At 64.6% G+C, this 26,766-nt stretch carries 26 protein-coding genes; 16 read left to right on the top strand and 10 right to left on the bottom strand.

Features of this window, described 5'->3' with window-relative positions; translation table 11 throughout:
• Nucleotides 1–2: 2 nt before the first annotated feature.
• Nucleotides 3–398 (top strand): sterol carrier family protein, encoded by a 396-nt coding sequence (locus tag BFN03_RS14305; RefSeq protein WP_070379555.1) that lies wholly within the window; start codon nucleotides 3–5, stop codon nucleotides 396–398.
• Here the strand turns inward: BFN03_RS14305 and BFN03_RS14300 are convergent.
• Nucleotides 395–1,789, bottom strand: a complete 1,395-nt coding sequence (locus tag BFN03_RS14300; RefSeq protein WP_070379554.1) for a class I SAM-dependent methyltransferase — start codon at nucleotides 1,787–1,789, stop codon at nucleotides 395–397. The two genes, BFN03_RS14305 and BFN03_RS14300, sit on opposite strands and share 4 nt — an antisense overlap.
• Before the next feature lie 175 nt (nucleotides 1,790–1,964).
• Here BFN03_RS14300 and purF point away from each other — a divergent pair, with 175 nt between their 5' ends.
• Both purF and purM read left to right on the top strand, forming a co-directional pair.
• On the top strand, nucleotides 1,965–3,542 hold the full coding sequence (purF, locus tag BFN03_RS14295) for an amidophosphoribosyltransferase (RefSeq protein ID WP_070379553.1): 1,578 nt from the start codon (nucleotides 1,965–1,967) through the stop codon (nucleotides 3,540–3,542).
• Nucleotides 3,543–3,815: 273 nt separating this feature from the next.
• Nucleotides 3,816–4,895 carry a phosphoribosylformylglycinamidine cyclo-ligase gene (gene purM / locus BFN03_RS14290; RefSeq protein ID WP_070379552.1) on the top strand — a complete coding sequence of 360 codons (1,080 nt, stop codon included), beginning with the start codon at nucleotides 3,816–3,818 and terminating at the stop codon, nucleotides 4,893–4,895.
• Between the two features lie 154 nt (nucleotides 4,896–5,049).
• Here purM and BFN03_RS14285 read toward each other — a convergent pair whose 3' ends face one another.
• From BFN03_RS14285 to ygfZ, 4 genes are all read right to left on the bottom strand, one after another.
• Nucleotides 5,050–5,250 carry a DUF3073 domain-containing protein gene (locus BFN03_RS14285; protein WP_005244376.1) on the bottom strand — a complete coding sequence of 67 codons (201 nt, stop codon included), beginning with the start codon at nucleotides 5,248–5,250 and terminating at the stop codon, nucleotides 5,050–5,052.
• Between the two features lie 179 nt (nucleotides 5,251–5,429).
• Nucleotides 5,430–6,383, bottom strand: a complete 954-nt coding sequence (locus BFN03_RS14280) for an asparaginase (protein ID WP_070379551.1) — start codon at nucleotides 6,381–6,383, stop codon at nucleotides 5,430–5,432.
• A complete protein-coding gene (locus tag BFN03_RS14275; RefSeq protein WP_070379550.1) occupies nucleotides 6,380–7,048 on the bottom strand; it encodes an MOSC domain-containing protein in 669 nt (222 codons plus the stop codon). Before BFN03_RS14275 ends, BFN03_RS14280 begins: the two co-directional genes overlap by 4 nt.
• Nucleotides 7,045–8,166 carry a CAF17-like 4Fe-4S cluster assembly/insertion protein YgfZ gene (ygfZ, locus tag BFN03_RS14270; protein WP_070379549.1) on the bottom strand — a complete coding sequence of 374 codons (1,122 nt, stop codon included), beginning with the start codon at nucleotides 8,164–8,166 and terminating at the stop codon, nucleotides 7,045–7,047. Before ygfZ ends, BFN03_RS14275 begins: the two co-directional genes overlap by 4 nt.
• Nucleotides 8,167–8,208: 42 nt before the next feature.
• Between ygfZ and BFN03_RS14265 the strand changes: the two genes are divergently transcribed.
• The 7 genes from BFN03_RS14265 (at nucleotide 8,209) to BFN03_RS14235 (ending at nucleotide 16,408) form a co-directional block, all read left to right on the top strand.
• Nucleotides 8,209–9,081 carry an aminodeoxychorismate lyase gene (locus tag BFN03_RS14265; protein WP_070379548.1) on the top strand — a complete coding sequence of 291 codons (873 nt, stop codon included), beginning with the start codon at nucleotides 8,209–8,211 and terminating at the stop codon, nucleotides 9,079–9,081.
• 133 nt (nucleotides 9,082–9,214) lie between these two features.
• Nucleotides 9,215–10,711 carry a cytochrome ubiquinol oxidase subunit I gene (locus tag BFN03_RS14260; protein WP_070379547.1) on the top strand — a complete coding sequence of 499 codons (1,497 nt, stop codon included), beginning with the start codon at nucleotides 9,215–9,217 and terminating at the stop codon, nucleotides 10,709–10,711.
• Between the two features lie 11 nt (nucleotides 10,712–10,722).
• Complete coding sequence (gene cydB / locus BFN03_RS14255) at nucleotides 10,723–11,760, top strand: cytochrome d ubiquinol oxidase subunit II (RefSeq protein ID WP_070379546.1); 1,038 nt, start codon at nucleotides 10,723–10,725, stop codon at nucleotides 11,758–11,760.
• A complete protein-coding gene (gene cydD / locus BFN03_RS14250; RefSeq protein ID WP_070379545.1) occupies nucleotides 11,757–13,460 on the top strand; it encodes a thiol reductant ABC exporter subunit CydD in 1,704 nt (567 codons plus the stop codon). The genes cydB and cydD overlap by 4 nt, the downstream gene beginning before the upstream one ends.
• A complete protein-coding gene (cydC, locus tag BFN03_RS14245; protein WP_070380940.1) occupies nucleotides 13,450–15,129 on the top strand; it encodes a thiol reductant ABC exporter subunit CydC in 1,680 nt (559 codons plus the stop codon). The genes cydD and cydC overlap by 11 nt, the downstream gene beginning before the upstream one ends.
• A 323-nt stretch (nucleotides 15,130–15,452) precedes the next feature.
• A complete protein-coding gene (locus BFN03_RS14240; RefSeq protein ID WP_070380939.1) occupies nucleotides 15,453–15,830 on the top strand; it encodes a TA system antitoxin ParD family protein in 378 nt (125 codons plus the stop codon).
• Nucleotides 15,827–16,408, top strand: a complete 582-nt coding sequence (locus BFN03_RS14235) for a zeta toxin family protein (protein WP_070379544.1) — start codon at nucleotides 15,827–15,829, stop codon at nucleotides 16,406–16,408. Before BFN03_RS14240 ends, BFN03_RS14235 begins: the two co-directional genes overlap by 4 nt.
• A gap of 95 nt (nucleotides 16,409–16,503) precedes the next feature.
• Here BFN03_RS14235 and BFN03_RS14230 read toward each other — a convergent pair whose 3' ends face one another.
• The 4 genes from BFN03_RS14230 to BFN03_RS14215 all read right to left on the bottom strand — a co-directional run bounded on the left by BFN03_RS14230 (nucleotide 16,504) and on the right by BFN03_RS14215 (nucleotide 19,845).
• On the bottom strand, nucleotides 16,504–17,226 hold the full coding sequence (locus BFN03_RS14230) for an FABP family protein (RefSeq protein WP_070379543.1): 723 nt from the start codon (nucleotides 17,224–17,226) through the stop codon (nucleotides 16,504–16,506).
• A 240-nt stretch (nucleotides 17,227–17,466) separates the two neighbouring features.
• Nucleotides 17,467–17,772, bottom strand: a complete 306-nt coding sequence (locus BFN03_RS14225; protein WP_070379542.1) for a DUF1416 domain-containing protein — start codon at nucleotides 17,770–17,772, stop codon at nucleotides 17,467–17,469.
• A gap of 3 nt (nucleotides 17,773–17,775) precedes the next feature.
• Complete coding sequence (locus tag BFN03_RS14220) at nucleotides 17,776–18,612, bottom strand: sulfurtransferase (RefSeq protein ID WP_070379541.1); 837 nt, start codon at nucleotides 18,610–18,612, stop codon at nucleotides 17,776–17,778.
• Between the two features lie 453 nt (nucleotides 18,613–19,065).
• Entirely contained in the window at nucleotides 19,066–19,845 is a 780-nt protein-coding gene (locus BFN03_RS14215; protein WP_070379540.1) for an LmeA family phospholipid-binding protein, read from the bottom strand.
• A gap of 137 nt (nucleotides 19,846–19,982) precedes the next feature.
• Here BFN03_RS14215 and BFN03_RS14210 point away from each other — a divergent pair, with 137 nt between their 5' ends.
• The 6 genes from BFN03_RS14210 (at nucleotide 19,983) to pstB (ending at nucleotide 25,906) form a co-directional block, all read left to right on the top strand.
• Nucleotides 19,983–20,756 carry a winged helix-turn-helix transcriptional regulator gene (locus tag BFN03_RS14210; RefSeq protein WP_070380938.1) on the top strand — a complete coding sequence of 258 codons (774 nt, stop codon included), beginning with the start codon at nucleotides 19,983–19,985 and terminating at the stop codon, nucleotides 20,754–20,756.
• Complete coding sequence (gene mshD, locus BFN03_RS14205; RefSeq protein WP_070379539.1) at nucleotides 20,756–21,676, top strand: mycothiol synthase; 921 nt, start codon at nucleotides 20,756–20,758, stop codon at nucleotides 21,674–21,676. The genes BFN03_RS14210 and mshD overlap by 1 nt, the downstream gene beginning before the upstream one ends.
• 232 nt (nucleotides 21,677–21,908) lie before the next feature.
• A complete protein-coding gene (gene pstS, locus BFN03_RS14200; RefSeq protein WP_070379538.1) occupies nucleotides 21,909–23,027 on the top strand; it encodes a phosphate ABC transporter substrate-binding protein PstS in 1,119 nt (372 codons plus the stop codon).
• Nucleotides 23,028–23,070: 43 nt separating this feature from the next.
• Nucleotides 23,071–24,174 carry a phosphate ABC transporter permease subunit PstC gene (gene pstC / locus BFN03_RS14195; protein WP_070379537.1) on the top strand — a complete coding sequence of 368 codons (1,104 nt, stop codon included), beginning with the start codon at nucleotides 23,071–23,073 and terminating at the stop codon, nucleotides 24,172–24,174.
• Between the two features lie 3 nt (nucleotides 24,175–24,177).
• Nucleotides 24,178–25,086, top strand: coding sequence for a phosphate ABC transporter permease PstA (gene pstA, locus BFN03_RS14190; protein WP_070379536.1), 909 nt, complete (start codon nucleotides 24,178–24,180; stop codon nucleotides 25,084–25,086).
• Nucleotides 25,087–25,129: 43 nt separating this feature from the next.
• Nucleotides 25,130–25,906: a phosphate ABC transporter ATP-binding protein PstB gene (pstB, locus tag BFN03_RS14185; protein WP_070379535.1), complete on the top strand. Its 777-nt coding sequence runs from the start codon at nucleotides 25,130–25,132 to the stop codon at nucleotides 25,904–25,906.
• Nucleotides 25,907–26,013: 107 nt separating this feature from the next.
• Here the strand turns inward: pstB and phoU are convergent, their stop codons facing one another.
• On the bottom strand, nucleotides 26,014–26,712 hold the full coding sequence (phoU, locus tag BFN03_RS14180) for a phosphate signaling complex protein PhoU (RefSeq protein ID WP_070379534.1): 699 nt from the start codon (nucleotides 26,710–26,712) through the stop codon (nucleotides 26,014–26,016).
• Nucleotides 26,713–26,766: the final 54 nt, after the last annotated feature.

Here is a 26,766-nt window from a genome sequence, read left to right as displayed (position 1 = left end):
CCATGCCGTCACGTCGTGCCGTGGATCCTGCCGAATTCCGAGCCGCCGTCGCCTCGGTCGGTCCGTGGTTGCGCGGTGAGACCGACGAGGTGCCTGCGCGCCCGCAGTTGGCGGCCGCGGTCCGCCTCAGCGCCCGGACCCTCGAGCAGGTGGCCCCGGGTTCGAGCGTCGAGGTACGGGTTCCCCCGTTCGTGGCGGTGCAGTGCATCGAGGGTCCGCGGCATACCCGGGGCACCCCGCCCAACGTCGTGGAGACCGATCCGAGGACGTGGTTGCTGCTGGTGACCGGGCTTGTGGAGTTCGATGACGCGAATGCTGGTGGTGTCCTCACGGCGTCGGGAAGCCGTGCAGGGGAGATTTCCCATTGGCTGCCGCTGCTGCGTGTCCAGCGCGGCTAGCTGCAATTCCTGGGGGCGTTGTCAGCGCCTAGCCACATCGCTCGGGTGCGAGGCAATCCGCTCCCGCCGTCGTCCGAGGGGCGCACGGCGAGCACCTGATGGATCGTGAGCCGGCCCTTCTCCTCGAACCCCAGAGCACTGGCCGCGAGGTACAGCAACCAGGTACGCGCCCTTTCCGCGCCGACGAGCTCGACCGCGTGATCCCAGGAGCCCCGCAGTCGGTCCACCCATGCCCGCAAGGTGAGCGCGTAGTGCTCGCGCAGCGCCTCGGTGTCGCGCACCTCGAGCCCTGCCCGTTCGAATGCGTCGATAGTTCTGCTCAGTGGTAGCACCTCGCCGTCCGGGAAGATGTAGTTCTCGATCAGTCCCGGCGAGTAGCCCGCATCGGCGCGAGAGCGAACCGAGGCGATGGCGTGGTTGAGCAGGAGTCCCCGCGGACGCAACAGATCGAACAGTTGCTCCGCATACCCCGGGAGCGCCGATGCGCCGACGTGCTCGGACATGCCGATGCTCGAGATTACGTCGTACGGTCCGTCCGTCACGTCGCGATAGTCCTGCACCCGTATTTCGACCTGGTCGGACAGCCCGGCCTCCGCGACCCGGGAGCGCGCCCACCGCGCCTGTTCGTGGCTGAGGGTGACACCGACGACGGAGACGTTGTACTTCTGCGCGGCGTGGATCGCCATCGAACCCCAGCCGCATCCCACGTCCAGCAGTCGCATCCCGGATTCGAGCCTCAGTTTGCGGCAGACCAGGTCCAGCTTGTCGATTTGGGCCTCATTCAAGGACCCGCGCGCGTCCGGATCTTCGGGTCGCTGGTCCCAGTACCCACAGGAGTAGACCATCGTCGGCCCGAGGAACAGGCGGTAGAAATCGTTTCCCACGTCGTAGTGATGTGAGACCGACGATGCGTCCCGCTCCTTGCTGTGCTTGGTACCGCGCCGCCGGGGCACCTCGACCGACGGTGGTCGGGGTGGCAATCCGAGTCCGCCCAGACGGACGAACGTCGCCAGTGACCGCGCGATCGTTCGGTGGCCGCCATGGCGGACGAACGTCGGCAGCGCCCGCACGACCGTTCGGCGCTCGGTTCCGCGCAGGCTGAGAGCTTCCAATCGGCCGACAAGATCGGGGAGGGCCAGAAGATGGAACACATCGCCCTCGATTTCCAGGTCACCGGCCACATACGCCCGGACCAGGCCGAGTTCGTTCGGTGACCACAGCACCCGACGGATAGCGCGGCGGTTGCGGAAGACGACCGTGACGTTTGATTCAGGCCCCGCCTCGGAGCCATCCCAGCAGCGGACATGCACGGGCAGAGGGATGCCCATCACACCCTCGAAAGCGGTCAACAGGCGCTGCGCTGCGGTCGGAGCCGCGGTGCGGTGGTTCATTGGAACAAGCTCCCCCTCTGATGCTCGAGGTTTGCCGATCCGTATCGAAACTATCCTATTTCTGTTCGTTCTTTAGCGAGTCGGCCCGACTCGACCCCCGCCGTGGTCAAAGCACCGGCGGATGGCACGTAGACTGAGCTTGCCCCCCACACGCCCATCCCCAGGGAGCACCCCGGTGACCAGAGCCGATCTGTCGGTCCATAGTCCAAACCTCCTTTCTTCGAGCCCGTCCGACGAGGACGAGAACGAGCCCCGCGAAGAGTGCGGGGTGTTCGGCGTCTGGGCGCCCGGAGAGGATGTAGCCAAGCTCACCTACTACGGACTCTATGCACTGCAGCACCGCGGGCAGGAGGCGGCAGGTATCGCCGTCGCCGACGGGTCTCAGGTGCTGGTCTTCAAGGATGTCGGCCTGGTCAGCCAGGTATTCGACGAGCAGACCCTCGCGGCGATGCCCGGTCATGTCGCGGTGGGTCATTGCCGCTACTCGACTACCGGTTCCTCTACGTGGGACAACGCGCAGCCGATCTTCCGGACCACAGCCGCCGGTAGCGGCATCGCACTCGGGCACAACGGCAATCTGGTCAATACCGCAGAGCTTGCCCAGCGTGCGCGCGAAGCGGGACTCGTGAGCGACAAGCGCCCAGGTGGCGCCTCGTCCGATTCGGATCTGGTCGGGGCACTCCTCGCCCACGCGGCCGCCGACACCACCATCGAACAGGCGGCCATGACGCTGCTGCCCACATTGCGGGGCGCCTACTGTTTCACGTTCATGGACGAGCACACGCTCTACGCGGCCCGCGACCCGTACGGTATCCGCCCGCTGTGTCTCGGACGCCTGGACCGTGGCTGGGTGGTGGCGAGCGAGACGGCTGCGCTCGACATCGTGGGCGCGTCTTTCGTGCGCGACATCGAGCCGGGCGAACTGCTTGCCATCGACGCGGACGGTGTCCGTTCCTCGCGTTTCGCGAACCCTGAGCCGAAGGGCTGTGTGTTCGAGTACGTATATCTTGCACGCCCGGACAGCGTCATCAGCGGACGGTCTGTGCACTCCACTCGCGTCGAGATCGGTCGCCGCCTCGCCGCCGAGAATCCCGTCGACGGCGATCTGGTGATCCCGGTACCGGAGTCGGGCACCCCCGCGGCAGTCGGGTACGCGCAGGGGTCGGGGATTCCGTACGGTCAGGGTCTGATGAAGAACGCCTACGTCGGCCGTACCTTCATTCAGCCGTCCCAGACGATCCGCCAGCTGGGTATCCGTCTCAAGCTCAACCCGCTCAAGGAAGTCATTCGCGGCAAGCGCCTAGTGGTGGTGGACGACTCCATCGTCCGCGGCAACACCCAGCGAGCGCTCATCCGGATGCTCCGGGAGGCCGGTGCCTTGGAGATCCATGTTCGGATCGCGTCGCCGCCGGTCAAGTGGCCCTGTTTCTACGGCATCGACTTTGCCTCGCCGGCCGAGCTGATTGCCAACGGCGCGAGTGGCGGTGCAGAGCCCGGCAGCTTCGAGGAGATGCTCGAGGGCGTACGCCGCTCGATCGGTGCGGACACCCTCGGTTACATCTCGATCGACAGCATGATCGCCGCCACGGAACAGCCGGAGTCGCGATTGTGCGCGGCCTGCTTCGACGGCGAGTACCCCATCACGGTTCCTGCGGAGATCGGTAAGAACGTTCTCGAAGGAATGCTCGAGAGCGCTGCGGGAAGTCCGGCGACCCGTGAGAACGATAATGCGAGTGCCCTCAGTCGGCCCTAGATCTCTTGTGGGTGTGGCGTCCTCGGGTGGCCGAGGGTGCGGGGCCTTCGTCTGATGGGGTACCGCCCCGTCGGTTCCAATCGCGGAATCACGAAACGGGAGGTCGCATGTGCTTCTCCCGGTTGTCCGCTGATCGAGGCCCGCACCCTCGAGCGGGGATTGGTCTGGCGATTCCGGTACCGTTAGGGCGCAATCGCAGCTCGATTGCCCGACCGACGAGACTATTGACGATCAACAGTTTGACGAGCAACAGAAGGCTGGAGTAACAACCCCATGACCGAGGATCCGACAAGTCGCCCTGGCGCCTCCTACGCCGATGCAGGAGTGGATATCGCCGCAGGCGACCGGGCGGTGGAGCTCTTCGCTCCCCTGGCCAAGAAGGCCAGCCGGCCCGAGGTTCTCGGTGGTCTCGGTGGATTCGCCGGCCTGTTCTCGCTCAAGGGTGATTACAAGGAGCCGCTGCTCGCAGCCTCTACCGACGGCGTGGGCACCAAACTCGCGGTAGCGCAGGCGCTGGACAAGCACGACACCGTGGGCCTGGACCTGGTCGCCATGGTGGTCGACGATCTCGTCGTGTGCGGTGCCGAGCCGCTCTTCCTTCAGGACTACATCGCCGTCGGGCGAGTTGTCCCGGAGCGAGTTGCCGAGCTCGTCAACGGTATCGCGGAAGGTTGCATCCAGGCTGGCTGCGCGCTGCTCGGTGGAGAGACGGCCGAGCATCCCGGTGTGATGGCCGACGGCGACTATGACATCTCAGCGACGGGAGTCGGCGTCGTCGAGGCCGATCAGGTTCTCGGGCCTGATCGCGTGCGTCCGGGTGACGTCGTGATCGCCATGGGGTCGTCGGGACTGCATTCCAACGGCTATTCGCTCGCCCGTAAGGTCCTGCTCGAGATCGGCCACATGAGCCTGACGGCGCATGTCGACGAGTTCGGCCGCACGCTGGGTGAGGAGATGCTCGAACCCACCAAGATCTACGCGAAGGACTGCCTGGCGCTCGCCGCCGAGACCGAGGTGCGAACGTTCTGCCACGTCACGGGTGGCGGACTCGCCGGCAACCTGGCACGCGTCATGCCCAAGGGTCTGGTCGCCGAACTGGACCGTGGCACCTGGAGTCCCGCCCCGATCTTCACGATGATTGCGCAGCGCGGCCGGGTCGAGCGGCTGGAGATGGAGCAGACCTTCAACATGGGTGTCGGCATGGTTGCCGTCGTCGCGCCCGAAGACGTCGATCGCGCGCTGGCTGTCTTGACGGCACGGCACATCGACTGCTGGACGCTCGGCACTGTCAAGAAGTCCAAGGATGTGTCGGCGCCTCGCGCAGTTCTTTCCGGCGACCACCCGAGGTTCTGATCCCCGGGGGTTCGCCAGGTTCAAAGGTAGCGAGAATGTCCTTCGGCGCAGGGGAGTTCGTAGCCCCGAGCCGCTGATACACAGGCCTGCATATGCGTAGCCCGAAATGAGGGGGAGCCGAATGGCTCCCCCTCATTTCGTTGTGTCTTGAACTTCAGCGCCGCCAGTCGTCGTCGTCCTCCCGGGAGTGACCCTCCCTGTCGGCACGCTGGTCAGCGAAGACCTCGTCCCGATGCGAGTTGGACGACCCACCTGAGAGCTCTCGTTGCAGGCTGTCAAAATCCGTGGTCGGTACGCTGTACTTCAGCTCGCGTGCAACCTTGGTCTGCTTTGCCTTAGCCCGGCCGCGGCCCATGGCTGACCCCCTCGCGCTTTCGCGGGGCGGCCTGGGGAATTTGGCGGCCCCGTTTGAGTGTGTATGTTCCTGCCCCACACTCTAGCGTGGAAAAGTCGCTTGCGCCTCCATCCCCACTCGAAAGGCGTGTCAGTTAGGTCTCACTGCCGCGTGCGGACCCCGGTGATGTGACCTAGCTTTCACACGACTCCGGGAATCGCGCAGACGGTGCCCACCCTGACGCCGCCGCCGAGCACGGGTTGTGATGCGAGAGCCGCCAGATCCTCGGTCCACCGAACGCCCATATGGCGCAGAAGTGCTGTGGCGAGCGGCAACCGGGCACGCTCGTGACCATCGTCGATCTTCAGCGCAAAGGCCGAACCGTTCGGCAATGCTCCTGCGTAGACACCATCGGCACCTGCCTTCGTAAGCAGTCCGGGCACCGCCGGCATCAGTCGTGCGTCGTCCTTGCCGCTTCCCGACACGAGGTAAGGGTGCTCACGGATGGCGTCGGCGACGGCGAGTTCGGGGGAGTCGGTTTCTGCGGTCACGAGTCGGGCGAATGCTCGAGCGAGATGTGTCAGCGACAGTGGGACGATCGGTAGCCCGCAACCGTCGATTCCTAGTTCGACGTCGACGTCGCCGCTGATAGAACCCAGCGTTTCCACGATCGCGAGTTGCAGCGGATGAGTCGGCTCGAGGTAGCTGTCGGTGGGCCAGTCATTGATCATGCAGGTCGCGAGCATTGCCGCGTGCTTGCCGGAGCAGTTCATGTACACCGGTCGGGGGAGTTCACCCGCAGCCAGCAGCTCGGCGCGGGCGAGCTCGTTGGAGGGAAGATCGGAGGGGCATCGGAGCTGAGAGCCGTCGAGCCCGTGGCGAACGAGGAGCTGCTCGACGAGTTCTATGTGATCAGATTCACCCTCATGGGATGCTGTCGCGATCGCGAGTTCCTCAGAGCTGGCCGGATCGAAGCCGTTCCGCAGCATCGTCACAGCCTGCCAGGGCTTGTTCGAAGATCGTGGGTAGATGGGCGTGTGCACCTCGCCGAGGCTGAGGGCGATCTCGCCGTCTGCCCGCAGGATCACCGCGGAACCGCGGTGGACGCACTCACGGAACCCGGAACGTACGACCTCGACCAGTTCGACGCTCACTGCGGAACCTGCTCTTCCAGTCCGGCGATCTGTCGCCGGGCGTTCTCGGCAACGCTGGGTGAGAGGTTCTCCTGCTGTTCGAGCAAGCCGACGAGTCTCTCCGGATCTCGGCCGGTGAACAGATCCCGCACCGTGACACCGTGAGCGGGCACGTGGAGTCGGTGGACGGTGTCGCCTGCGGTGATCGATCCCTCGGTCACCACCCGTAGGTATGCGCCCGTGTCGGCGCGCTGGGTGAAGCGCTTGACCCATCTCGGTTCGCCGGCCCACACGCCGAATGTGCCGCACGGCGTCCGGGGGCCCGTCACCTCCAGTTCGGTCGTGCCGATTCGCCAGCGTTCCCCGATGACAGCATCCGTAGTGGCGATCTGGTCGAGGCGCAGGTTCTCGCCGAACCAGCCCGGGGGAAGCTCGCGCCCGAGTTCCGATTCCCAGCGCTGCGCTTCGGCTTCCAGATAGGCATAGACGGCCTTGAAAGGGCCGCCGTGAGATCTGGTGTCGCAGACGTAGTCGCCGGTCAGGCCGTGGGCCGTCACACGCACAGCACCGTCGACGGGTCGTTTGTCGATGGCGGTGCGGGGTACCCGCCCGGTCCCGCTGTCGCGCTCGCGGTGCAGGACGCAGACGGCGAGCACCTTTCCGTGCGCCGCGGCGAAGGTGTTCATCGGCCCCTCAGCCGATCGATCGCGGCGCGGCCCGCCTGTATCCCGTCGTCCTTTTCCACCGAGTCGGGATCGATAGAGGCGGCGCACGGTCCGGCAATGAGTTCGGTGTCGATGGGGATGGAGCGTTTGAGGAGGGCCAGCGCGATGGGGCCGAGGTCGTAGTGGTCGATTACCGTGCCGATCCGCCCGACGGCGCGGTCGTTCACCGTCACCGGGTCACCGGGGACCGGCCTGCCCTCGGCGCTGCCGTCGAGGTGTAGCAGAACCAGACGGCGAGGCGGCTTGCCGAGATTGTGAACTCGAGCCACCGTCTCCTGTCCCCGGTAGCAACCCTTCTCGAGGTGCACCGCGCCGTGTTCGGCGGGGCTGCCGATCCAGCGCACCTCGTGCGGGATGGTCCGGTCGTCGGTATCGAGGCCGATCCGGGGCCGCGCGGCAGCGACCCGGAGTGCCTCGAACGCCCACGTTCCGGCCGGTTCGGCACCGGCGGAGGTGAGTCGCGCCCACCAGTCGCCGAGGTGCTCGCGTGGAACGAGGAGGTCGAACGAGTCCGCGGCCGGCCACGGCATGCGCCGGACGAAGCCGCCGTCTGGAACTTTCACGGCGGCATACGGCTCCGCGGGGGCGTTCACGTCGGCTCGGGCAAGGATGGACGGCGCCTCGGGGCCAAGCACGCTGAGGACAGCCAATTCGTTGCCGTCGCGGGGTTCAGCCTTGGCCCAGAACACCATCTTGGTCAGGAACGAGAGCAGTGACGGCCCTCGCTCCGCCTCGGTGTCGATCCAGGTGACGCCGTCCAGATCGGTTTGCACGAAGTGATGTTCGACGCGTCCGTTGGCGTCGAGGCTGAGATTTTCGGCACTGGCTCCGTCCGGGAGATCGGAGACATGTTGGCTCGAGATGGTGTGTAGCCATGTGAGTCGTTCGGTTCCGCCGATCGCGATGACGAACCGGTGGGACCGGTCGACTACGACTGCCGAGCGCTCGGCCTTGCGCTGTTCGCCGAGGGGATCGCCGTAGTGCCAGGCGACGCCGGCATCGGGGGAGTGCTCCGGCGCCGGGACCGCGCCCGCGGTTGTGAGGAGTGGACTGGGTGAGACGGGCAGTGTGTCGACCACTCATCCAGTCTAGGGCGCAGTGCTGGTCGATAGGCTGGCCGCATGTCTGATCAAGTGCTGGTGACGTTGGACCACGAAGTGCGAGACGCCGATGCCCCGCTACTGCACGCGGATGATCTGGCAGTGGTGCGTGGGGACGGGGTTTTCGAGACGCTGTTGGTGCGTGGCGGCCGCGTACTCAAGTTGGAGCAGCATCTCAATCGACTCGAGGCATCTGCCCATGCCCTCGGATTGCCCAGTCCGGATCGCGGCGACTGGCGACGGGCCGTGGGAATGGCTGCGAAGGAGTGGGGGAGCGAGCGGGAGGGCGCCATGCGACTGGTGCTCAGTCGCGGACGAGAGTCCGGCGGGGCCGAGACTGCGTTCGTCACGGTCGGGCCGGTATCCGAGCGGATCCTTCAAGCGCGGCGAGACGGGGTTTCGGTACTCACGCTGGCACGTGGCTACTCGGTGGACTTGTCGGCGAGTGCGCCATGGCAACTACTCGGCGCGAAGACTCTGTCCTACGCGACGAATATGGCAGCTCTGCGCTACGCGGCCACGTTCGGTGCGGATGATGTGATCTTCGTCAGCAGTGAGGGCAATGTGTTGGAAGGGCCACGATCGACGGTGATCATCGCCCGTGGGAAGACTCTCCTCACACCACCTCCCGAGCATGGAATCCTGCCTGGCACCACCCAGCAGGCTCTGTACAAGGTGGCGTCCGCCAGGGGATTCAGTTGCGAATACGCTGCCCTTAGTCCGGCGGACCTCATCACAGCGGACGGCGTGTGGCTGATCTCGAGCATCACGACTGCCGCCCGTGTGCGAAAGATCGACGGCTTGGTTCTGCCCCCCGCACCCCGAGCGGACGAGATCGTCGAATTGGTCGACCTGGCTATCGAGTCGGGGGGTACCGAATTCACGGAGGATTGACGCTTCTACTACATTTCGTAGTAGCGGCGTGTCGGGTGCAGAATGGCCCAGCAGCACGTTGTCTTCAGGGTTCGGGCGCAGAGCCCCCGTCCAGCCCTGAAATTTGTCCTACGGGCCTAGTTTCGGAGAAGACATGGACGCCTTGGATGTCTCCCGGTGGCAGTTCGGCATAACCACCGTCTATCACTTCATCCTCGTTCCGCTGACGATCGGGCTCGCCCCGATGATCGCGGTCATGCAGACGATGTGGGTGGTCACCGGAAAGGACCACTGGTACCGGCTCACCAAGTTCTTCGGGAAACTCTTCCTGATCAATTTCGCTCTGGGTGTCGCAACCGGCATCGTGCAGGAGTTCCAGTTCGGCATGAACTGGAGCGAGTACTCGCGCTTCGTCGGCGACGTGTTCGGCGCTCCGCTCGCTCTCGAGGGCCTCGTGGCCTTCTTCCTCGAATCGACGTTCCTCGGGCTCTGGATCTTCGGCTGGGGCCGGCTGCCCAAACTGGTCCATCTCGCCACCATCTGGCTGGTCGCGATCGGGGTGAATGCGTCCGCGTACTTCATCATCACCGCGAATTCGTTCATGCAGCACCCGGTGGGGGCGGATTTCAACCCCGAGACCGGGCGCGCTGAACTCACCAGCATCTGGGCGCTGCTCACCAACAACACTGCGCTCGCAGCCTTCCCGCACGTCGTGGCCGGTGCCTTCCTCACCGCAGGCACCTTCGTGGCCGGTGTCGGCGGTTGGTGGATGGTGCGCAGCATGCGCAAGTCCAAGGAAGCCGCCGAACCGGTCGAGGCGCAAAAGCATGAAGAGACCGCAAGGACGATGTTCCGTCCGGTCACCATCTTCGCCCTCTGGGTCATGGTGGCGTCCGGCATCGGGCTGGCCGTTACCGGCGACATCCAGGCCAAGCTGATGTTCGAGCAGCAACCCATGAAGATGGCGTCGGCGGAATCGCTCTGCCACACCGAGACCGGGGCAGACTTCTCGATACTCACAGTGGGTACCCAGAACAACTGCGAGAACATCACCCAGATCATCAAGATTCCCGGGCTCACCTCCTTCCTGGCCGATGGCGACTTCAACTCCACCATCGAAGGCGTCACCGAACTCCAGGCGCAGTACGAGGAGACGTACGGACCCGGCAACTACCAGCCGAACTTGTTCGTCACCTACTGGACCTTCCGGGCAATGATCGGCTGGGCGGCCGGCTCGGCACTGCTCGCCGTCGTCGGGCTGTGGATGACCCGCGGCGGGCGAGTGCCGGACAAGAAGTGGTTCGGCTGGCTGTCCATTCTCATGATCCCGACACCCTTCTTGGGCAACAGTGCCGGATGGGTGTTCACCGAGATGGGCCGTCAACCGTGGGTCGTGGCACCCAACCCGACCGGCGTAGACATGATCCGGCTGACAGTCGACCAGGGCGTTTCGAATCACTCGGCGCTGACCGTTTGGGTTTCGCTGATCACGTTCACGATCGTGTACGGGGCGCTGGCTGTCGTGTGGTTCGGACTGATACGTCGCTACACGATCGAGGGTCCGCTCGAACACGACGAGCATCCGCCGGGCGAGGACCACGACGAGCCCGAAGAACCGGATTCGCCCAAACCATTGTCGTTCGCGTACTAGGGGAGCTGGTCATGGGACTTCAAGAAGTATGGTTCATCCTGATCGCAGTGCTCTTCATCGGGTACTTCGTGCTCGAGGGGTTCGACTTCGGCGTAGGGATGCTGATGCCGTTGCTCGGCAGGCGCAAGGACCCGAACGGCGATACCCGCAGGCGGGTGGTGCTCAACACCATCGGCCCGGTGTGGGACGGCAACGAAGTGTGGCTCATCACCGGCGGCGGCGCGTTGTTCGCGGCGTTCCCCGAGTGGTACGCGACTTTGTTCTCGGGCTTCTACCTACCACTGCTGATCATTCTCGTTGCGCTGATCGTCCGAATCTGCGCCATCGAGTACCGCGGCAAGATCGACGACGACACGTGGCGACGACGTTGCGACTGGGGCATCGTCTTCGGTTCGTGGGTGCCCGCCGTGCTGTGGGGCGTCGCATTCGCGAACATCGTGCGGGGCGTTGAGATCGACGCCGACAAGCAGGTCACCTCGAGCTTCCTCGATCTGCTCAACCCCTACGCACTGCTGGGCGGTCTCACGACGGCTCTCGTCTTCGCGTTGCACGGTGCGGTGTTCCTGGCCCTGAAGACGGCGGACGATGTACGAGCGGATGCTGTCACGCTGGCATCGCGGTTGGCTGTGCCCGCCGTCCCGGTCGCGGGGGGATTCGTGTTGTGGACCCAGTTGGCCTACGGCAAGGGCTGGACCTGGATTCTGGTCTTGGCCGCCGCCGCTGCGCTCCTCGGGGTCGTCGCGTTCACTCGCGCCGAGCGTGAGGGATGGGCCTTCCTGCTCACGTCGGTCGCCGTCGTCGGTGCGGTTGCCCTGCTGTTCGGTTCGTTGTTCCCCAACGTCATGCCGTCCACGATCGATGCCGCTTACAACCTGACGATCTACAACGCCTCGTCGAGTCACTACACGTTGACTGTGATGACGTGGGCCGCGGCATTCCTCACCCCGGTGGTGCTGATCTACCAGGGTTGGACGTATTGGGTGTTCCGTCAAAGGATTTCGACCAAGCACATCCCGCCGTCTATCGGGCTCCCGTCGAAGCGCACATGACCACAGAGGTAGGCGACGCTCCCGCACCGGAACAGGTAAGTCCCGGCGCGGAGCGTGCCTCCCGGCGCCCCGTCGATCCGCGCCTGTGGCGCTACTCGGCAGCTGCCCGTGGGTATCTCGTTCTCACGGTAGGCCTCTCGGTAGTCAATGTCGCGATGGTGATCGTGTCGGCGCTCATGATCGGCCGGGTGCTCGGTGGCGTGATTGTCGATGGCGCCACCGACTTCGGACGGTGGTCCGCCGAGTTGGTGACCCTCGCGATCGCGGTGGTTGTTCGGGTGGCCGGCACGTGGTTGCAGTCCCGGTTCGCACACCGGTCCGCCACGCGTGTCGTCGCGGAACTGAGGGGCGAGGTGCTCGGTGTCGCCACTCGGATGCCGGTGCGCGACCTCGATCCGCGGCGTGACGAGATCGCGACCGTCCTCACTCGCGGAATCGACGGCCTGCTGCCGTACCTCACCGGCTATCTGCCGGCACTGGTACTCGCGGCCACGCTCACCCCGGCAACGTTGGTGGTCATCGCCTTTCAGGATATGACGTCGGCGGCGATAATCTTCGTCACGCTACCGCTGATCCCGATCTTCATGATCCTCATCGGCCTGCTCACCAAGGGGAAGGCCGCACAGACCCTGACTGCAATGACCGCGTTGTCTTCGCAGTTGCTCGATCTCCTGGCTGGGTTACCGACACTTCGCGCACTCGGCCGTGAGCAGGGACCGGCAACGCGGATACGGGAACTCGGCGACGCCCACCGGCGTACAGCGATGTCGTCGTTGCGGATCGCGTTCCTGTCCTCGATGGTGCTCGAATTGCTGGCGACCCTGTGCGTGGCACTCGTTGCGGTCAGCATCGGCCTGCGGTTGGTGTACGGAGACATGACGCTCGAAGCGGGGATCGTGGCGCTGATCCTCGCGCCCGAGGTGTACCTTCCTCTGCGGATGGTGGGCACCCAGTTCCACGCGGCCGAGGACGGAATGACCGCGGCGAGTAGAGCCTTCGCGGTCATCGACAGCGACCGGCCCGATTCCGACGGCGGCAGCGAAATCGTCGAGGCAGTGGGGGCACGCATCGAATTCGAGAAGGTGGGCATTCGTTCCCGACACGGCCATGCGCCTCGGGACTTGACCGGCGTCCTCGAACCCGGAACTGTGTCGGTGTTGACCGGACCGAACGGATCCGGGAAGTCGACTGCGGTGCAAGCCCTTCTCGGGCTCATCGATGTGGACCACGGGGAGGTGCGGGTCGCAGGAACGTCCGTGGAGGCACTGGACCGGTCCTCGTGGTGGGCGCAGGTGGCATGGCTCCCACAGCATCCCGTCCTCGTCCCCGGAACCCTGGCCGAGAACCTTCATCTGATCGGTGACGTGGTTGATCTCGACCAGGCCTGCGCAGCAACAGGGTTCGATGCAGTTCTTGCCGAACTCCCAGACGGTTGGGGTACGCGGGTCGGCGCTGGGGGAGTGGGGCTCTCGCTCGGCCAGCGTCAGCGTCTCGCTCTGACCCGAGTTCTCGCGACCCGACGTCCCGTTCTGGTGCTCGACGAACCCACCGCGCACCTCGACGACAGCTCAGAACGGTCCGTGCTCGACTCGCTACGGCGCTTGGCCGCCGCGGGGCGGACCGTCGTGGTCGTAGGGCATCGGCCGAGCCTTCTCGAGTCCGCAGATCAAGTGATCAAGGTGAGTGCCGATGTCGGGTGACCCGTTGATGCGGGCGTTGCCGCTTCTCGAACTGAGACCCGGGCGGGTATTGCGCGCAGTTGCCGCCGGAGTCGTCACCTTGGGCAGTGCGCTGGCGCTCGCAGCACTTTCGGCGTGGTTGATCACACGGGCGTGGCAGATGCCACCGGTCCTGGACCTCAGCGTGGCCGTCGTGGCGGTGCGGGCACTCGGCATCTCCCGCGGCGTGTTCCGCTACCTCGAACGGTTGGCCACCCATGACACCGCGTTGCGCGGGACCACCTCCGCCCGTGCGCAGCTGTACCAGAGACTCGCTGATGGTGAACCTGCTGCCGCGGCGGGACTGCGTCGTGGTGAACTCCTCTCACGCACGGGAGAGGACGTCGATACTCTCGGTGACGTCGTGGTGCGTGCGCTCGTCCCCATCGCTGTTGCCGGCGTACTGGCCGTCGCAGCCGTCGGCATTCTTGCATTCATCTCGCCCGCAGCAGCATTGGTGCTCGCGCTTGCGCTTGTGGTGTCCGGGGTTGCGGCGCCGTGGTTGTCTGCGCGTGCCTCGCGCGCGGCCGAGGATGCCGGTGCGCAGGCGAGGGCGCGGCTGAGCGAGAGCGCCGTGACTGCGCTCGATCACGCCGGCGAACTCCGCGTAGCTGGTCGGCTCGACCAGACGGTGTCCCGGGCGGTCGCCGCCGACCGTGCAGCCGTGGCCGGGACTGACCGTGCTGCCGTACCGATCGCTTTCGCCGACGCGGCCACGCCCCTCGCAACCGGCGTGAGCGTGGTCGCTTCACTGCTCATCGGCATGAACCTCTACTCGTCCGGAACGATGACTCCGATGGCGATGGGGATTCTTGTGTTGCTGCCGCTTTCGGCTTTCGAAGCTACCTCCGCCCTACCGGCGGCGGCGGTGGCGCTCACTCGGGCCAGGATCGCTTCACGTCGCATCCTCGCCGTCCTGGACGCAGCGACCGCCGATCGACGCATCGGGAACCGGGATCTGGATGGTCCGATCGGGATTGTCGCGGAAGCGCTGCGATGTGGGTGGCCGGCCGGCTCTGCGACGGCACCTCTCGACCTCGACCTCCCACCGGGCGCCCGCGTCGCCGTGGTTGGGCGCAGTGGCTCAGGAAAGACTGCCACTTTGATGACGCTTGCCGGACTGCTTCCACCGATCTCGGGGACCGTCCAAGTCGACGGCACGGATCTTCGCGACGTGAGGTCCGGCGCTCTACGCCATGACGTCGGTTTCTTCGCCGAGGATGCGCATTTGTTCGACACGACGGTGCTCGAGAATCTGCGGGTGGCCCGCGGCGATATCCAGGAAGCGGAGGCACTCGAGGTGTTAGGTGCCGTCGGACTCGGGGACTGGGTGTCCGGGTTACCTGAGGGCTTGAACACGACGCTCGCAGGCGGCGCCAGGGCAGTTTCGGGCGGGCAGCGGCGGCGATTGCTGCTGGCTCGGGCTCTCCTGTCGCCCGCGCGGGTGCTGTTGCTCGATGAACCGACCGAACATCTCGATGCAGTCGAGGGTGCGGACCTGCTTCGAAGACTGCTCGCCCGCGACGGCGGACTGGTGTCGCCGCAGCGCACCGTCGTGGTCGTCACCCACCAGCTGCCCGAAAGTACCGGCGCCGACCTGGTGGTACACGTGGAGAAAACGGGGCACGAAAATACGTTGCTGACTCCGTGAGCTCGGCGTACTTTCTTCTGTACACGAGGAAGGAGGTGGTCTGAAGTTGAATGACAAACGGACACGTGAGGTGGCTGCAGGCTAGCCGCTACCGCCGGCGGAATTCACTGACCGCGCGAGCGGCTAGCGAATCCCAGGCAGCTACCCGGCCCTCGAGCCCCCGGTCTTTGTCCAGATCGGGACCGGTGCTACAGCACCGGACGGCTCGGGGGCCGTTCTGCGTCCACAATGTGCAAAGGAATCGCAGTGAGCTGTGAACAGTGCAAATGCCCCTCGTAGCAGATTGCTACAATAGCTTGGTGGTGTCGCCCGAAGGAGGAGTCATGACGGCTGGCGTCGATAAGGTCACCAGGATTGCGTCGGAACTCGTCGATGCGGCGGCAGCCGAGGGTAAGCGCGAGCACCGTTCGGCACGTCAGCAGCTCGAACACTGGGCCCGGGTGGGTCGCGAGGTGTCGAACCAGCGACAGATCGCCCGCCGGCGCGTCGAGGCCGCTCTGGCCGGCCGGATGCCACTGCGTGCACTGTCCGCCGAGGAAGGCGCGGTGTTCAACGCCGAGATAGCGGCAACACTCGAAGAATCACTCGCAACCGGCAACCATGTCGCCGACCGCGCCGCGCAGGGCCGCGCGACGGTCTCGCTCGACGAACAGGGCCGCGTCGTCAAGCACCTACCTGACGGCACCCAGATCCTCCTGTGAGACGTCTCGATCTAGTGGTCGGGCCGAACGGCGCCGGCAAGTCGGCCTTCGTCGAGCAACGCCTCGCGCCGCTGCTGCCCGCAAGCGTATTGGTCAACGCCGACGTGATCGCCAAGGACCGCTGGCCCGACGCAACGGAGGAGCACTCCTACGAGGCCGCGCGGATCGCAGCGACCATCCGGGACGCCCTGATTGAGCAGGGCGAGTCGTTCATTGCCGAGACCGTGTTTTCGCACCCATCGAAATTGGAACTGATCGACCGGGCGCGGCAAGCCGGGTATGTCGTCGTGCTGCACGTGGTCCTGGTGCCAGTCGAGTTGGCGGTCGCGCGTGTTGCGGAGCGGGTCCTCGAGGGCGGGCATTCGGTGCCCGAGGAGAAGATCCGCGAGCGATTCAAGCGCCTGTGGGCGCTGGTGGTCGACGCGATTGACCGAGTCGACCACGCGACCGTCTACGACAACACCGCCGCGGACGTTACACGGATCGTCGCACGGTTTGTCGACGGTGACGCGGTCGGCGAAATCACCTGGCCCACGTGGACTCCGGAAGAGCTGATGCCGACCGGCGGTCATCCGTGAGTCGTCAAGGGTGCTCTCCTGAAGCCGAGGAAACCAGTGCGGCGACCCGATCCTTGGGCAGCGAAATTCCCTGTGTGAGTCAGCGCCCTGCAGGGTCAGCCGATGTAGCGGGAAAGTCGCGCGGAGAGGCGGGGGAGGAGTTCTCCGTCGGCGATGACGCGCTCCTCGACGTAGGCCAGGTCGCCGCCCTCGACAATGCCGTAGAGACGTTTGGCGCCGCCGACCAGGGCGCCGGAGGAGCTGCGAATCACGACATCGGTCGCGAGTTCCCACGACGACTGGGTAAGGGCACGGCCGTAGAACAATTCGACTACGCCGGAACTATGGGTGAGGAGAAGTTCGACGACTTCTTCGTCGGCGCTCCCCGGGATCCCGTCTCCGCTGATTCGCCAGAAGCCGGACTCGCGAAGGTCGGGGCGTACGTATTCGCCTTCGTCGTCGAGGACCCAGGACCGCGATTCCCAGCTGAGGTAGTTGCCGCCATCGTGGGAGACGATGATCTGCTGGCCGAAGCGGTAGTCGCCCGTGTCGGGGTCGTGGCCCTCTCCTTCACCGCGCCACACACCGACCAGGGGCAGTACTGCCAGAAGGTCGTTGTCCAGATCCGGGCCGAGGCGGAGATTGGCGGTGTCCTCGGGCAGCGGAAGGCCGGGAAGCTGAGATATGTTTCGCGATGCCGTCGTCTTTGAACGCTCGATGGCATCGGCGACGGCCGCATCGCCACTACCGCGCCGCACGCCAGGGGTGTCCCCGGCCGAAGCATCGGTGCTCGGGTGCTCGGAGGAGGGATCCGCTCCTGCGTCCGGGGTGTGACTCACGATTAGTCGGTGATCAGGCGGTAGATCGTGTACACGGAGAACCACGTGATCAACACGGCGGCAAGGACAAGAAGTACCTCGAAGAAGACAACCACGGTGACATCATAAACCGAGGTCGCCGAGCGGTCGAAACGGGAGAGAAGTTTGCCGGAGGCCGCAGCTGTGCCAAGTTCGGCGCTCGCATGCCAGAAGGGCCCGCTCCGAATCGGAGCGGGCCCTTCCGGTGTGTCGCTGAGTGATCTACTCGCCGACCGTGACGTCGACGTTGACGACGCCGGCTCCGGTCGGGCTCACCGTGGAGGTGCCGTTGCCTGAGCTGGACAGTGCCCGCACGGTCCAGTTGCCGGGGGCTGCGAAGAAGCGGAAGTCGCCGGTTCCCGAGGCGACGACCTCGGCGGTGAACTCTCCGCCGCCGTCGAGGAGGCGCACGAACGCCCCACCGATCGGCTGACCGTCAGCCGCGAGCACGCGGCCGGTGATGACGGTTTCCTTCTCTACATCCACGCCTGCGGGCAGGGTCTGGGTCTGTACTGGTGCTCCGCACATGATTCAGTGAACCTCCAACTCGATTGGTGCGCCGACGAGTGAGCCGTATTCGACCCAGCTGCCGTCGTAATTCTTGACATCGGACTTGCCGAGGATTTCCTTGAGCACGAACCAGGTGTGGCTCGAGCGTTCACCGATTCGGCAGTACGCGATCGTGGGCTTGGACTCGTCGTAGCCCTTCTCCGCGTACAGCTCCTCGAGGGCTTCGTCCGACTTGAAGGTGCCGTCCTCGTTGGCGGTAGTGCTCCACGGGATGTTGATCGCACCGGGGACGTGCCCACGCTGCTGAGCCTGTTCCTGCGGCAGGTGCGCCGGCGCGAGAATCTTGCCGGAGAACTCGTCGGGCGAACGGACGTCGATAAGGTTCTTGTTTCCGATGGCGGCGATGACCTCGTCGCGGAATGCGCGGATCGACAGGTCGGGCGTCTTGGCCTGGTACTGGGTGGCCTCGCGGGTGACCGTCTCGCGTGAGAGGGGGCGACCGTCGAGTTCCCACTTCTTGCGGCCACCGTCGATCAGCTTGACGTCCTGGTGGCCGTACAGCTTGAAGTACCAGTACGCATAGGCGGCGAACCAGTTGTTGTTGCCACCGTAGAGAACGACGGTGTCGTCGTTGGCGACGCCCTTGGCGGACAGGAGGTCGGAGAACTGCTGCTGGTTGAGGAAGTCGCGGCGGACTCCGTCCTGCAGATCCTTGCGCCAGTCGAGGCGGATGGCACCTTCGATGTGGCCTCCGTCGTATGCGCTGGTGTCCTCGTCGACCTCTACGAAAACGGTCTTGGGGGCTTTGAGGTTCTGCTCGGCCCAGTCGGCGGAGACTAGGACATCGGAGCGAGCCATGGTGTTCCTTTCGATGGTGTGCTACTCGGTGTGTGCTTACCCGGTTCGGGTGGTCGTGACCGGCAACGCGGAATGTCCGGTCACGGATGCCGACCTTCAGGGCGTCGAGTGAGGTGGATAGATGAAGCGCTTCTGCGTAGGTCCGCAATACAGGCTGGGCGCCGAGGAACGATGGAAGATGTCGTCATCGCAAGTCTCGATCACGTGCATGAAGTCTGCGGCGTCAGCAGGAAACGACAGCCCTGGTGATCAGCGGCAGATACAGTCACAGGCCCCGAGGCGACACAGGTCAACCGTGCGGCGTCGGGTGAGCATGAGCTCCTGGCTGGATTGCACGGCGGCCAGTTTACCCGGTTTTCCATGAATCCGAAGCCGGGGGCCGGGTGTGAGATTTCTGGCAGTTCCGCGTAGCGGAAGGGGCGTCGACGCTCGCTTCCGCTACCGGGTCGTGGCTTATCTTCTCTGCAACCCGTCGAGGGTGATCGTGACGTTGTTCCCCACGCCTTCGATGACGATCTGAGATCCCCTCGCGTATACCTCGGTCGGCTGCACCCCGAACGGGAGTTCCCGGGGATCGATCGTCTGGGTGAAGAGTCCGAGAATCACGGGGGCCAGCGGATCAGGGATGCTGTAGTCGGTGCTGCCGTTCGGCCCGAAGTTGAAGTCGCTGGCGACGATCTTCACCTGGCCGTTGTCGAGCACCAGGTCGGCATGGACGCTGACCGTCGTCTCGATCGGCCCGACCGGGACCGTACCTGTGAGGACCACTCCGCCTGCGGTGGGCGTGCCCGAACCGCCGGAACCGCCGGTGCCGTCCGACCTGTTGGCCGGTGGGGCCGACACTTGAAGGTCCGCGATACCGAGGAACTGGCCCAATTCGGTGGCATCGATGAGCATCCTGCCGGAAAGGTGATCGACGGGAACGGTCGCCACGGTGCCGTCCACCAATTCGGACAGCGGAGCAGTGACACCCTGTAGCGTGGACTCGATCGTCACCTCACCTACCTCACTACTTTGGACCCCACGCGCGCGAATCTCGATATCGTTGTACTTTCCTTCCCATGCCTGGGTGAGAAACGGGAAACCGTGCACAGTGACCTCGGGGTCTGCTGTGAGTGACGCGCCGGCCCTCAGTTCCCGGGACACCCGGTATTCCGCATACGCCGCCGAACCGAAGTCGACGACGAGACCGAGAGCGACGAGGAATACGATTCCAATGATGAGTTTCCGCACGGACCCATTCTGGCCGACACCCTCGGGTGGAATGTCGGCGCTACGTGCTTTAGATGGGTCGCTGGGGTTCGGCGCACCGAACTTCCCCTGCGGCGCGCTACTCTGTCACCGACAAAACTGTCGCGATGGGAGGTCGTGTGGAGTTACTGCTTCTTACCTCCGACCCCAATCCTGAGGTGGTCTTGCCTGCCTTGGCGCTCCTGGCGCATTCGGTGCGGCCGGCCTCGAAGGAGGTCTCCTCGCTCCTCGAGGCGCATTCGGCCGACGTTGCTCTGGTCGACGCGCGCGTCGACCTCGCGGCGGCTCGCGGGCTCTGCAGGCTGTTGGGGAGCACTGGTTCGGCAGTTCCGGTGGTGGCGGTACTGACGGAGGGCGGTCTGGTGGCCGTCAACTCCGATTGGGGACTCGACGACATACTGCTCCCGGACACCGGGCCCGCCGAGGTCGATGCCCGTCTCCGCCTACTGGTAGGACGCAGTGGTGGCGGTATGAGCCCGGAGTCCTCCGGCACGATCACTCTCGGCGAGTTGGTGATCGACGAGGGCACTTACACGGCCCGACTTCGCGGACGTCCCCTCGATCTCACGTATAAGGAGTTCGAACTCCTCAAATACCTTGCACAACATGCGGGCCGGGTCTTCACCCGTGCACAGTTGCTGCAGGAGGTGTGGGGATACGACTTCTTCGGCGGTACCCGGACGGTCGACGTTCACGTGCGTCGTCTACGTGCCAAACTCGGCAGCGAGTACGAATCGTTGATCGGCACCGTGCGCAATGTCGGCTACAAGGCGGTTCGTCCCGCACGCACCAAGTCGGGCGCATCCGGCAATTCGGCGGCATCCGGCGATGAACTCGACGACCAAGGCGCCGACGACGAAGGCGCCGAATTCGAATCCGCGGAAGGGATCTGATGGACATTCCCGGGCAGTCCTGGTCGGCGCGACTCGAACCCCGTCAGGTGGCCGGTGTATCCGCTCTCCTGGACCGCGCGACGGCGGTCGACGGTACTTCCCCCGTATCGGAGCAGGGAGTCCACGCCGTGTCCGGCTTCGGCGGCACAACTGGTGTGCGTCACCTGGTTTGGGCCGATGCCGACAGGATCGTCGGATACGCACAGTTGCAGCCGGGGCACGGGGATCATCCCGCCATGGCCGAAGTGGTGGTGGACCCCGAGGCCCGCGGTCGGGGGATCGGCGGCAGGCTCGTGACCGAGGCACTCTCCGAGGGAGGGCCGGATGCGAGGGTCTGGGCGCACGGGAATTTGCCGGCAGCGCAGGCGGTAGCACGGCGACTCGAGCTCGTTTGCGCGCGCGAACTTCTGCAGTTGCGACGCCCGCTCGCCGACACAAGCCTGCCGGAACTTGTTGTACCGGAGGGCATTTCACTTCGGATCTACCGCGGTATCGAGGACGATTCCGAAGTGCTGCGCGTCAATGGCGCCGCATTCGCCTGGCACCCGGAGCAGGGGTCGTGGACCGAGCGTGAGTTGGCGGAGCGCCGCGCGGAAGCGTGGTTCGATCCCGCGGGATTGTTCATGGCATTTTCCACCACGAACGAGGATCGGCTCCTCGGGTTCCACTGGACCAAGGTGCACCCGAAACAAGGTGATGACCCGGCAATCGGTGAGGTCTACGTCGTGGCCATCGGACCCGAAGCGCAGGGGCGGGGCCTCGGCCGGTTGTTGACACTCGCCGGATTGCACTATCTCCGCGACCGCGGGCTCGGCGCGGTGCTGCTCTATGTGGAGGGCGACAACACTTCCGCACTGCGCACGTACAACCGTCTCGGGTTCGAGAAGTTCCATGTCGACGTGGCGTATGCGCGTGTGTGACGCTGCGCACGGCAACGAGACCGTTCTCGAGGTCGGACCAGGCGTTCGTCTCGGAAGCGTGAATTGAGACTTACTCTGTTCACTTTCCGTTCACCAGTCGTGGTCCATCTGGTAATCGACCACCTCTATTTTTCTTCGTGGGCAACGCCGTGTTGCCCGGCGCCGGAGTGTCTTGTGCCGCGCCCCAAGTCGCCGCCCGCTCCCGGGCGTGACGGTATTTCCGGAGGACTAGGTGAATTTCAAGCGCAGCGGAACCGTATTCGGTGCAGTGGCCGTGGGAGCACTGACCTTGGCCGCGTGTGGCAGCGACAACAACGCCACGGTGAGCGGCGTCGACGCCTCCGCGTCGAGCGCAACGTGTGATGGAAAAGAGAACCTCTCTGCCGCAGGTTCCACGGCACAGAAGAATGCTATGGACCAGTTCGTGTCCACCTACATCTCCGTTTGCCAGGAGAAGGGCAAGCAGGTCAACGTCGCGTACAACCCGAGTGGTTCGGGAGACGGACGCACCCAGTTCATTGCCGGCCAGACCGACTTCAGCGGATCCGACTCTCCGATTGAGGGTGAGCAGGCGCAGCTGGCGACAGAACGTTGCGTCGGCGGAGAGGCATGGAACCTTCCTCTGGTCTTCGGGCCCGTCGCCATGGCATACAACCTCGACGGTGTCGACAACCTGGTGTTGAACGGCGAAGTCATCGCCAACATCTTCAACGGAACCATCACCAACTGGAACGACCCGGCCATCGCCGCACTCAACGAGGGCGTCACTCTGCCGGACCAGACCATCACCCCGGTCATCCGCTCCGATTCCTCGGGCACGACGGACAACTTCCAGCTGTACCTGGAAGCCGCCTCCAACGGGGCGTGGACCTCCGGAGCGGGTTCCGACTTCACCGGCGGGACCGGCGAAGGAGCCAGGGGCTCGGCGGGTGTCGCTCAGGCTGTCGCCTCCGACACCGGCTCGATCACGTACGTGGAGAAGTCCTTCGCGGACCAGAACAACTTGTCGATCGCGCAGATCGACAACGGCTCCGGCCCCGTCGAGTTGACCACCGAGACCGCATCCAAGTCCATCGAGGATGCACAGTTCGTGAATGCGGACGGCGGCGACCTGACTCTCGACCTCAGCACGATCTACGGAACCAGTGAACCCGGGGCCTACCCTCTGGTGCTCGCCACCTACGAGATCGTCTGCTCGGACGGCTACCCGGCCGACACCGCCGCCGCGGTGAAGTCCTTCCTGACGAGTGCTGCGCACGAAGGGCAGAGCAACCTCGCAGAGCTGGGTTATGTCCCGCTTCCTGAGGGTATGCAGGCGAAGCTGACCGAGTCGATCGACGCGATCGGCTGATCGCCGACCGTCGGCTCGGGTCCCCCGGTCCCCAGATACTCTGATGAGAGAGAATGCCAGCGCGCGGACGAAAGACGCGCCTATCGAATCAGTACCTCGCACCTCCGGCCCTGCTTCTCGTGGGGCCGGAGGTGAGCGGTCCGAACGGCACCCGGAGGCCGAGTTGAGTTCCCCTGAGATCCAGACCCAGACGCCGGGGCCTAAGACAGCGTCGCGTGGGAAGTCGGCCACCCGTCTTGGGGACCGTGTCTTTTCTGGGGCCGCATCGAGTGCGGCCATCTTCATCTCCGTGCTCATCGCCGCTATCGGCGTGTTCCTCATCTGGCGCGCAGTCCCTGCGTTGAGCCGCAACCAGGCGAACTTCCTCACCAGCCATGAGTGGTTCACCGTCGACATCAACGACATGGCGTTCGGCGTCCTCGACCTGTTCCAGGTCACTGTGATGGTCTCGCTGTTCGCCCTGGTTCTGGCCATGCCAGTCGCGCTTGGTATCGCGATCTTCCTTGCCGCGTATTCGCCGCAGTGGCTCAAGCGCCCGCTGGCGTACGTGGTCGACCTGCTGGCCGCAGTGCCTTCCGTTGTGTACGGATTGTGGGGCCTGCTGGTGTTGGAACCGGTGATTCAGCCGGTCGCCGTCTGGTTGAACGAGAACCTCGGCTGGTTCCCGCTGTTCGCGACAGGCACCACTTCGATTACCGGCGGCGGCACCATCTTCACCGCGGGCATCGTGCTCGCGGTAATGATCCTGCCCATCATCACCGCGGTGACCCGTGAGGTGTTCGTGCAGACACCCACCTCCCACATCGAGGCGGCGCTCGCCCTGGGTGCCACCCGGTGGGAAGTGGTGCGCACCACGATCATTCCGTTCGGTAAGTCCGCTTACATCAGCGGTTCGATGCTCGGCCTGGGGCGCGCCCTGGGTGAGACCATGGCGCTGTACCTCATTCTGCGCACCACTTCGCAGGCCTTCGGGTGGTCGTTGTTCGATGGAGGTGCCACCATCGCTTCCAAGATCGCCCTCGGCTACGCAGAGTTCAACAACGACATTCAAGCAGGTGCCTATATCGCGGCCGGTCTGGTGCTCTTCGTGCTCACGTTCGCCGTGAATGCCGCTGCGCGTGCTGTGATCACCGGAAAGAAGGGCTGACCGATGACCACAACACTCGACAAACCGGTCAAGACGCCGACGTTCAAAGGGGTCGGTACCCGTCGGCGAATCACCGATCTCGTGGCCACCGCACTCGTGACCCTGGCGGTGATAGTGGCGCTGATTCCACTCTTGTGGGTGCTGCTCACCGCGATCGTGAAGGGCCTTCCCGCCCTGACCTCGGCCACGTGGTTCACCAACTCGCTCAGCGGGTTGTCGGCTTCGGATCCGGGCGGTGGTATCTATCACGCCCTCGTCGGCACGCTCATGCAGGGACTCGTGGCCGCGGCGATGTCTATCCCCCTGGGACTGTTCGTCGCGATCTATCTCGTCGAATACGCCGACCGGAAGTCGCATCTGGCCAGGTTGACCACCTTCATGATCGATATCCTCAGCGGTGTCCCGTCCATCGTTGCCGCCCTGTTCATCTACGCGTTGTGGATCACGACGTTCGGTTTCCCCAAGTCGGGATTCGCGGTATCGCTCGCGCTGGTCCTGCTGATGGTTCCCGTCGTAGCTCGCAGTACGGAGGAGATGCTCCGTGTCGTTCCGCAGGATCTGCGCGAGGCGTCCTACGCGCTGGGGGTCCCGAAGTGGAAGACGGTTGTCAGGATCGTGCTTCCTACCGCACTGCCTGGAATCATCACCGGTGTGATGCTCGCTCTCGCCCGAGTGATGGGAGAGGCCGCCCCGCTGCTGATCCTCGTCGGATATGCGCCCTTCATCAACTTCGACCTCTTCGGTGGTGAGATGGGCACGCTGCCAGGCGTCATGGTGGCGGAGATGAACAACCCAACGGATGCGGGCACCAACCGAATCTGGGGTGCAGCGCTGACACTTATCCTCCTCATCGCACTGCTCAACGTCGTGGCCAAGGTTGTCGGCCACTTCTCGCAGATCCGTACCAAGTGACACATACACTCGATTTTGAACACCAATCAGTAGGGAGCCGGTAATGGCCAAGCGTCTGGATCTCAAGGACGTCAACATCTATTACGGTAAGTTTCACGCCGTTGCGGATGTCCGGCTGTCCGTTCCCCCGAGGAATGTGACCGCCTTCATCGGTCCGTCCGGTTGCGGCAAGTCCACTGTCCTGCGGTCGCTGAACCGGATGCACGAGGTAACTCCTGGTGCGCGCGTTGAAGGTTCGATTCTGCTCGATGGCGAAGACATCTACGATTCCGGCGTCGATCCGGTCGGTGTTCGCAAGACGATCGGCATGGTTTTCCAACGGCCCAATCCGTTTCCGACGATGTCGATCAAGGACAACGTGGTGGCTGGGCTCAAGCTGCAGGGTGAGCGAAACAAGAAGCGGCTCGACGAGATTGCCGAGAGCTCCCTGCGCGGAGCGAATCTATGGAACGAGGTCAAGGACCGCCTCGACAAGCCCGGTGGAGGGCTGTCCGGCGGTCAGCAGCAACGTTTGTGCATCGCCCGCGCGATCGCCGTTTCTCCGGACGTGCTCCTGATGGACGAGCCGTGTTCGGCTCTCGATCCGATTTCGACCCTCGCGATCGAAGACCTCATCACCGAGCTGAAGCGGGATTTTACAATCGTGATCGTCACGCACAACATGCAGCAGGCGGCTCGTGTCAGTGACCAGACCGCGTTCTTCAACATCGAGGCCACGGGTATGCCCGGCCGGCTCGTCGAGGTTGACGACACAGAGAAGATCTTCTCCAACCCGACGCAAAAGGCCACCGAGGATTACATCTCGGGCCGGTTCGGATAGGGCCGGCTGGGTCGAATTAGGACGTCGAAATAGGACACAGGGCAGCAGCGGAGAACGCCCCGACCGGATATCCGGTCGGGGCGTTCTCCGTGAAGAGGTGCGGCTACTTACGGTTGCGGGTATGCCGTGAGGTTGTCGGCGTCGGTATTGGCGGTCTCCGTCTCGTCGGGCAGTTTGCCGGTGACCAGGAAGATCACTCGACGACCCACCTCGACGGCATGGTCGGCGAAACGCTCGTAGAAGCGGCCGAGCAGGGTGACGTCAACGGCGGCAGCCACGCCGTTTTGCCAATCGCGGTCCATCAGCACGGTGAACAGGTGACGGTGGAGATCGTCCATCGCCTTGTCTTCCTCGCGAAGGCGTGCGGCCCTTTCGGGGTCGCGGGTCTCGAGAACCTCTCGGGCAGCCGCACCGATGGACACGGCGATCCGCCCCATCTCGGCGAAGTAGCCGTTGACCTCCTCGGGAAGCACATGGTTGGGATGCCGGCGGCGCGCGATCTTGGCGACATGAAGCGCCAGCGCCCCCATGCGGTCGATATCGGCAACAATTTGGATCCCGCTGACGACCGAGCGGAGGTCACCGGCTACCGGTGATTGCAGCGCGAGCAGTGCGAACGCCCGTTCCTCGCAGACTGTGCTGAGTTCGGTGATCTTGTCGTGTTCGCTGATCACCTGCTCGGCCAGGGCGAGGTCGGCCTGCAGCAACGACTGGGTGGCTCGCTCCATAGCAGCCCCTGCAAGCCCCGCCATCTCGCCGAGCAGATCGGCCAGCTCGGTCATCTGTTCTGTGTACGCCACTCGCATGGGGTCATACCTTACGGTGTGCGAGAAACCAGGTCATGATTTTTCGGTGAACGC

Origin of the sequence: Rhodococcus sp. WMMA185 (assembly GCF_001767395.1) — a bacterium.
GTDB lineage: Bacteria > Actinomycetota > Actinomycetes > Mycobacteriales > Mycobacteriaceae > Rhodococcus_F.
The sequence above is the reverse complement of the archived record's forward strand: the minus strand, read 5'-3'. Positions and strand labels throughout refer to the sequence as shown.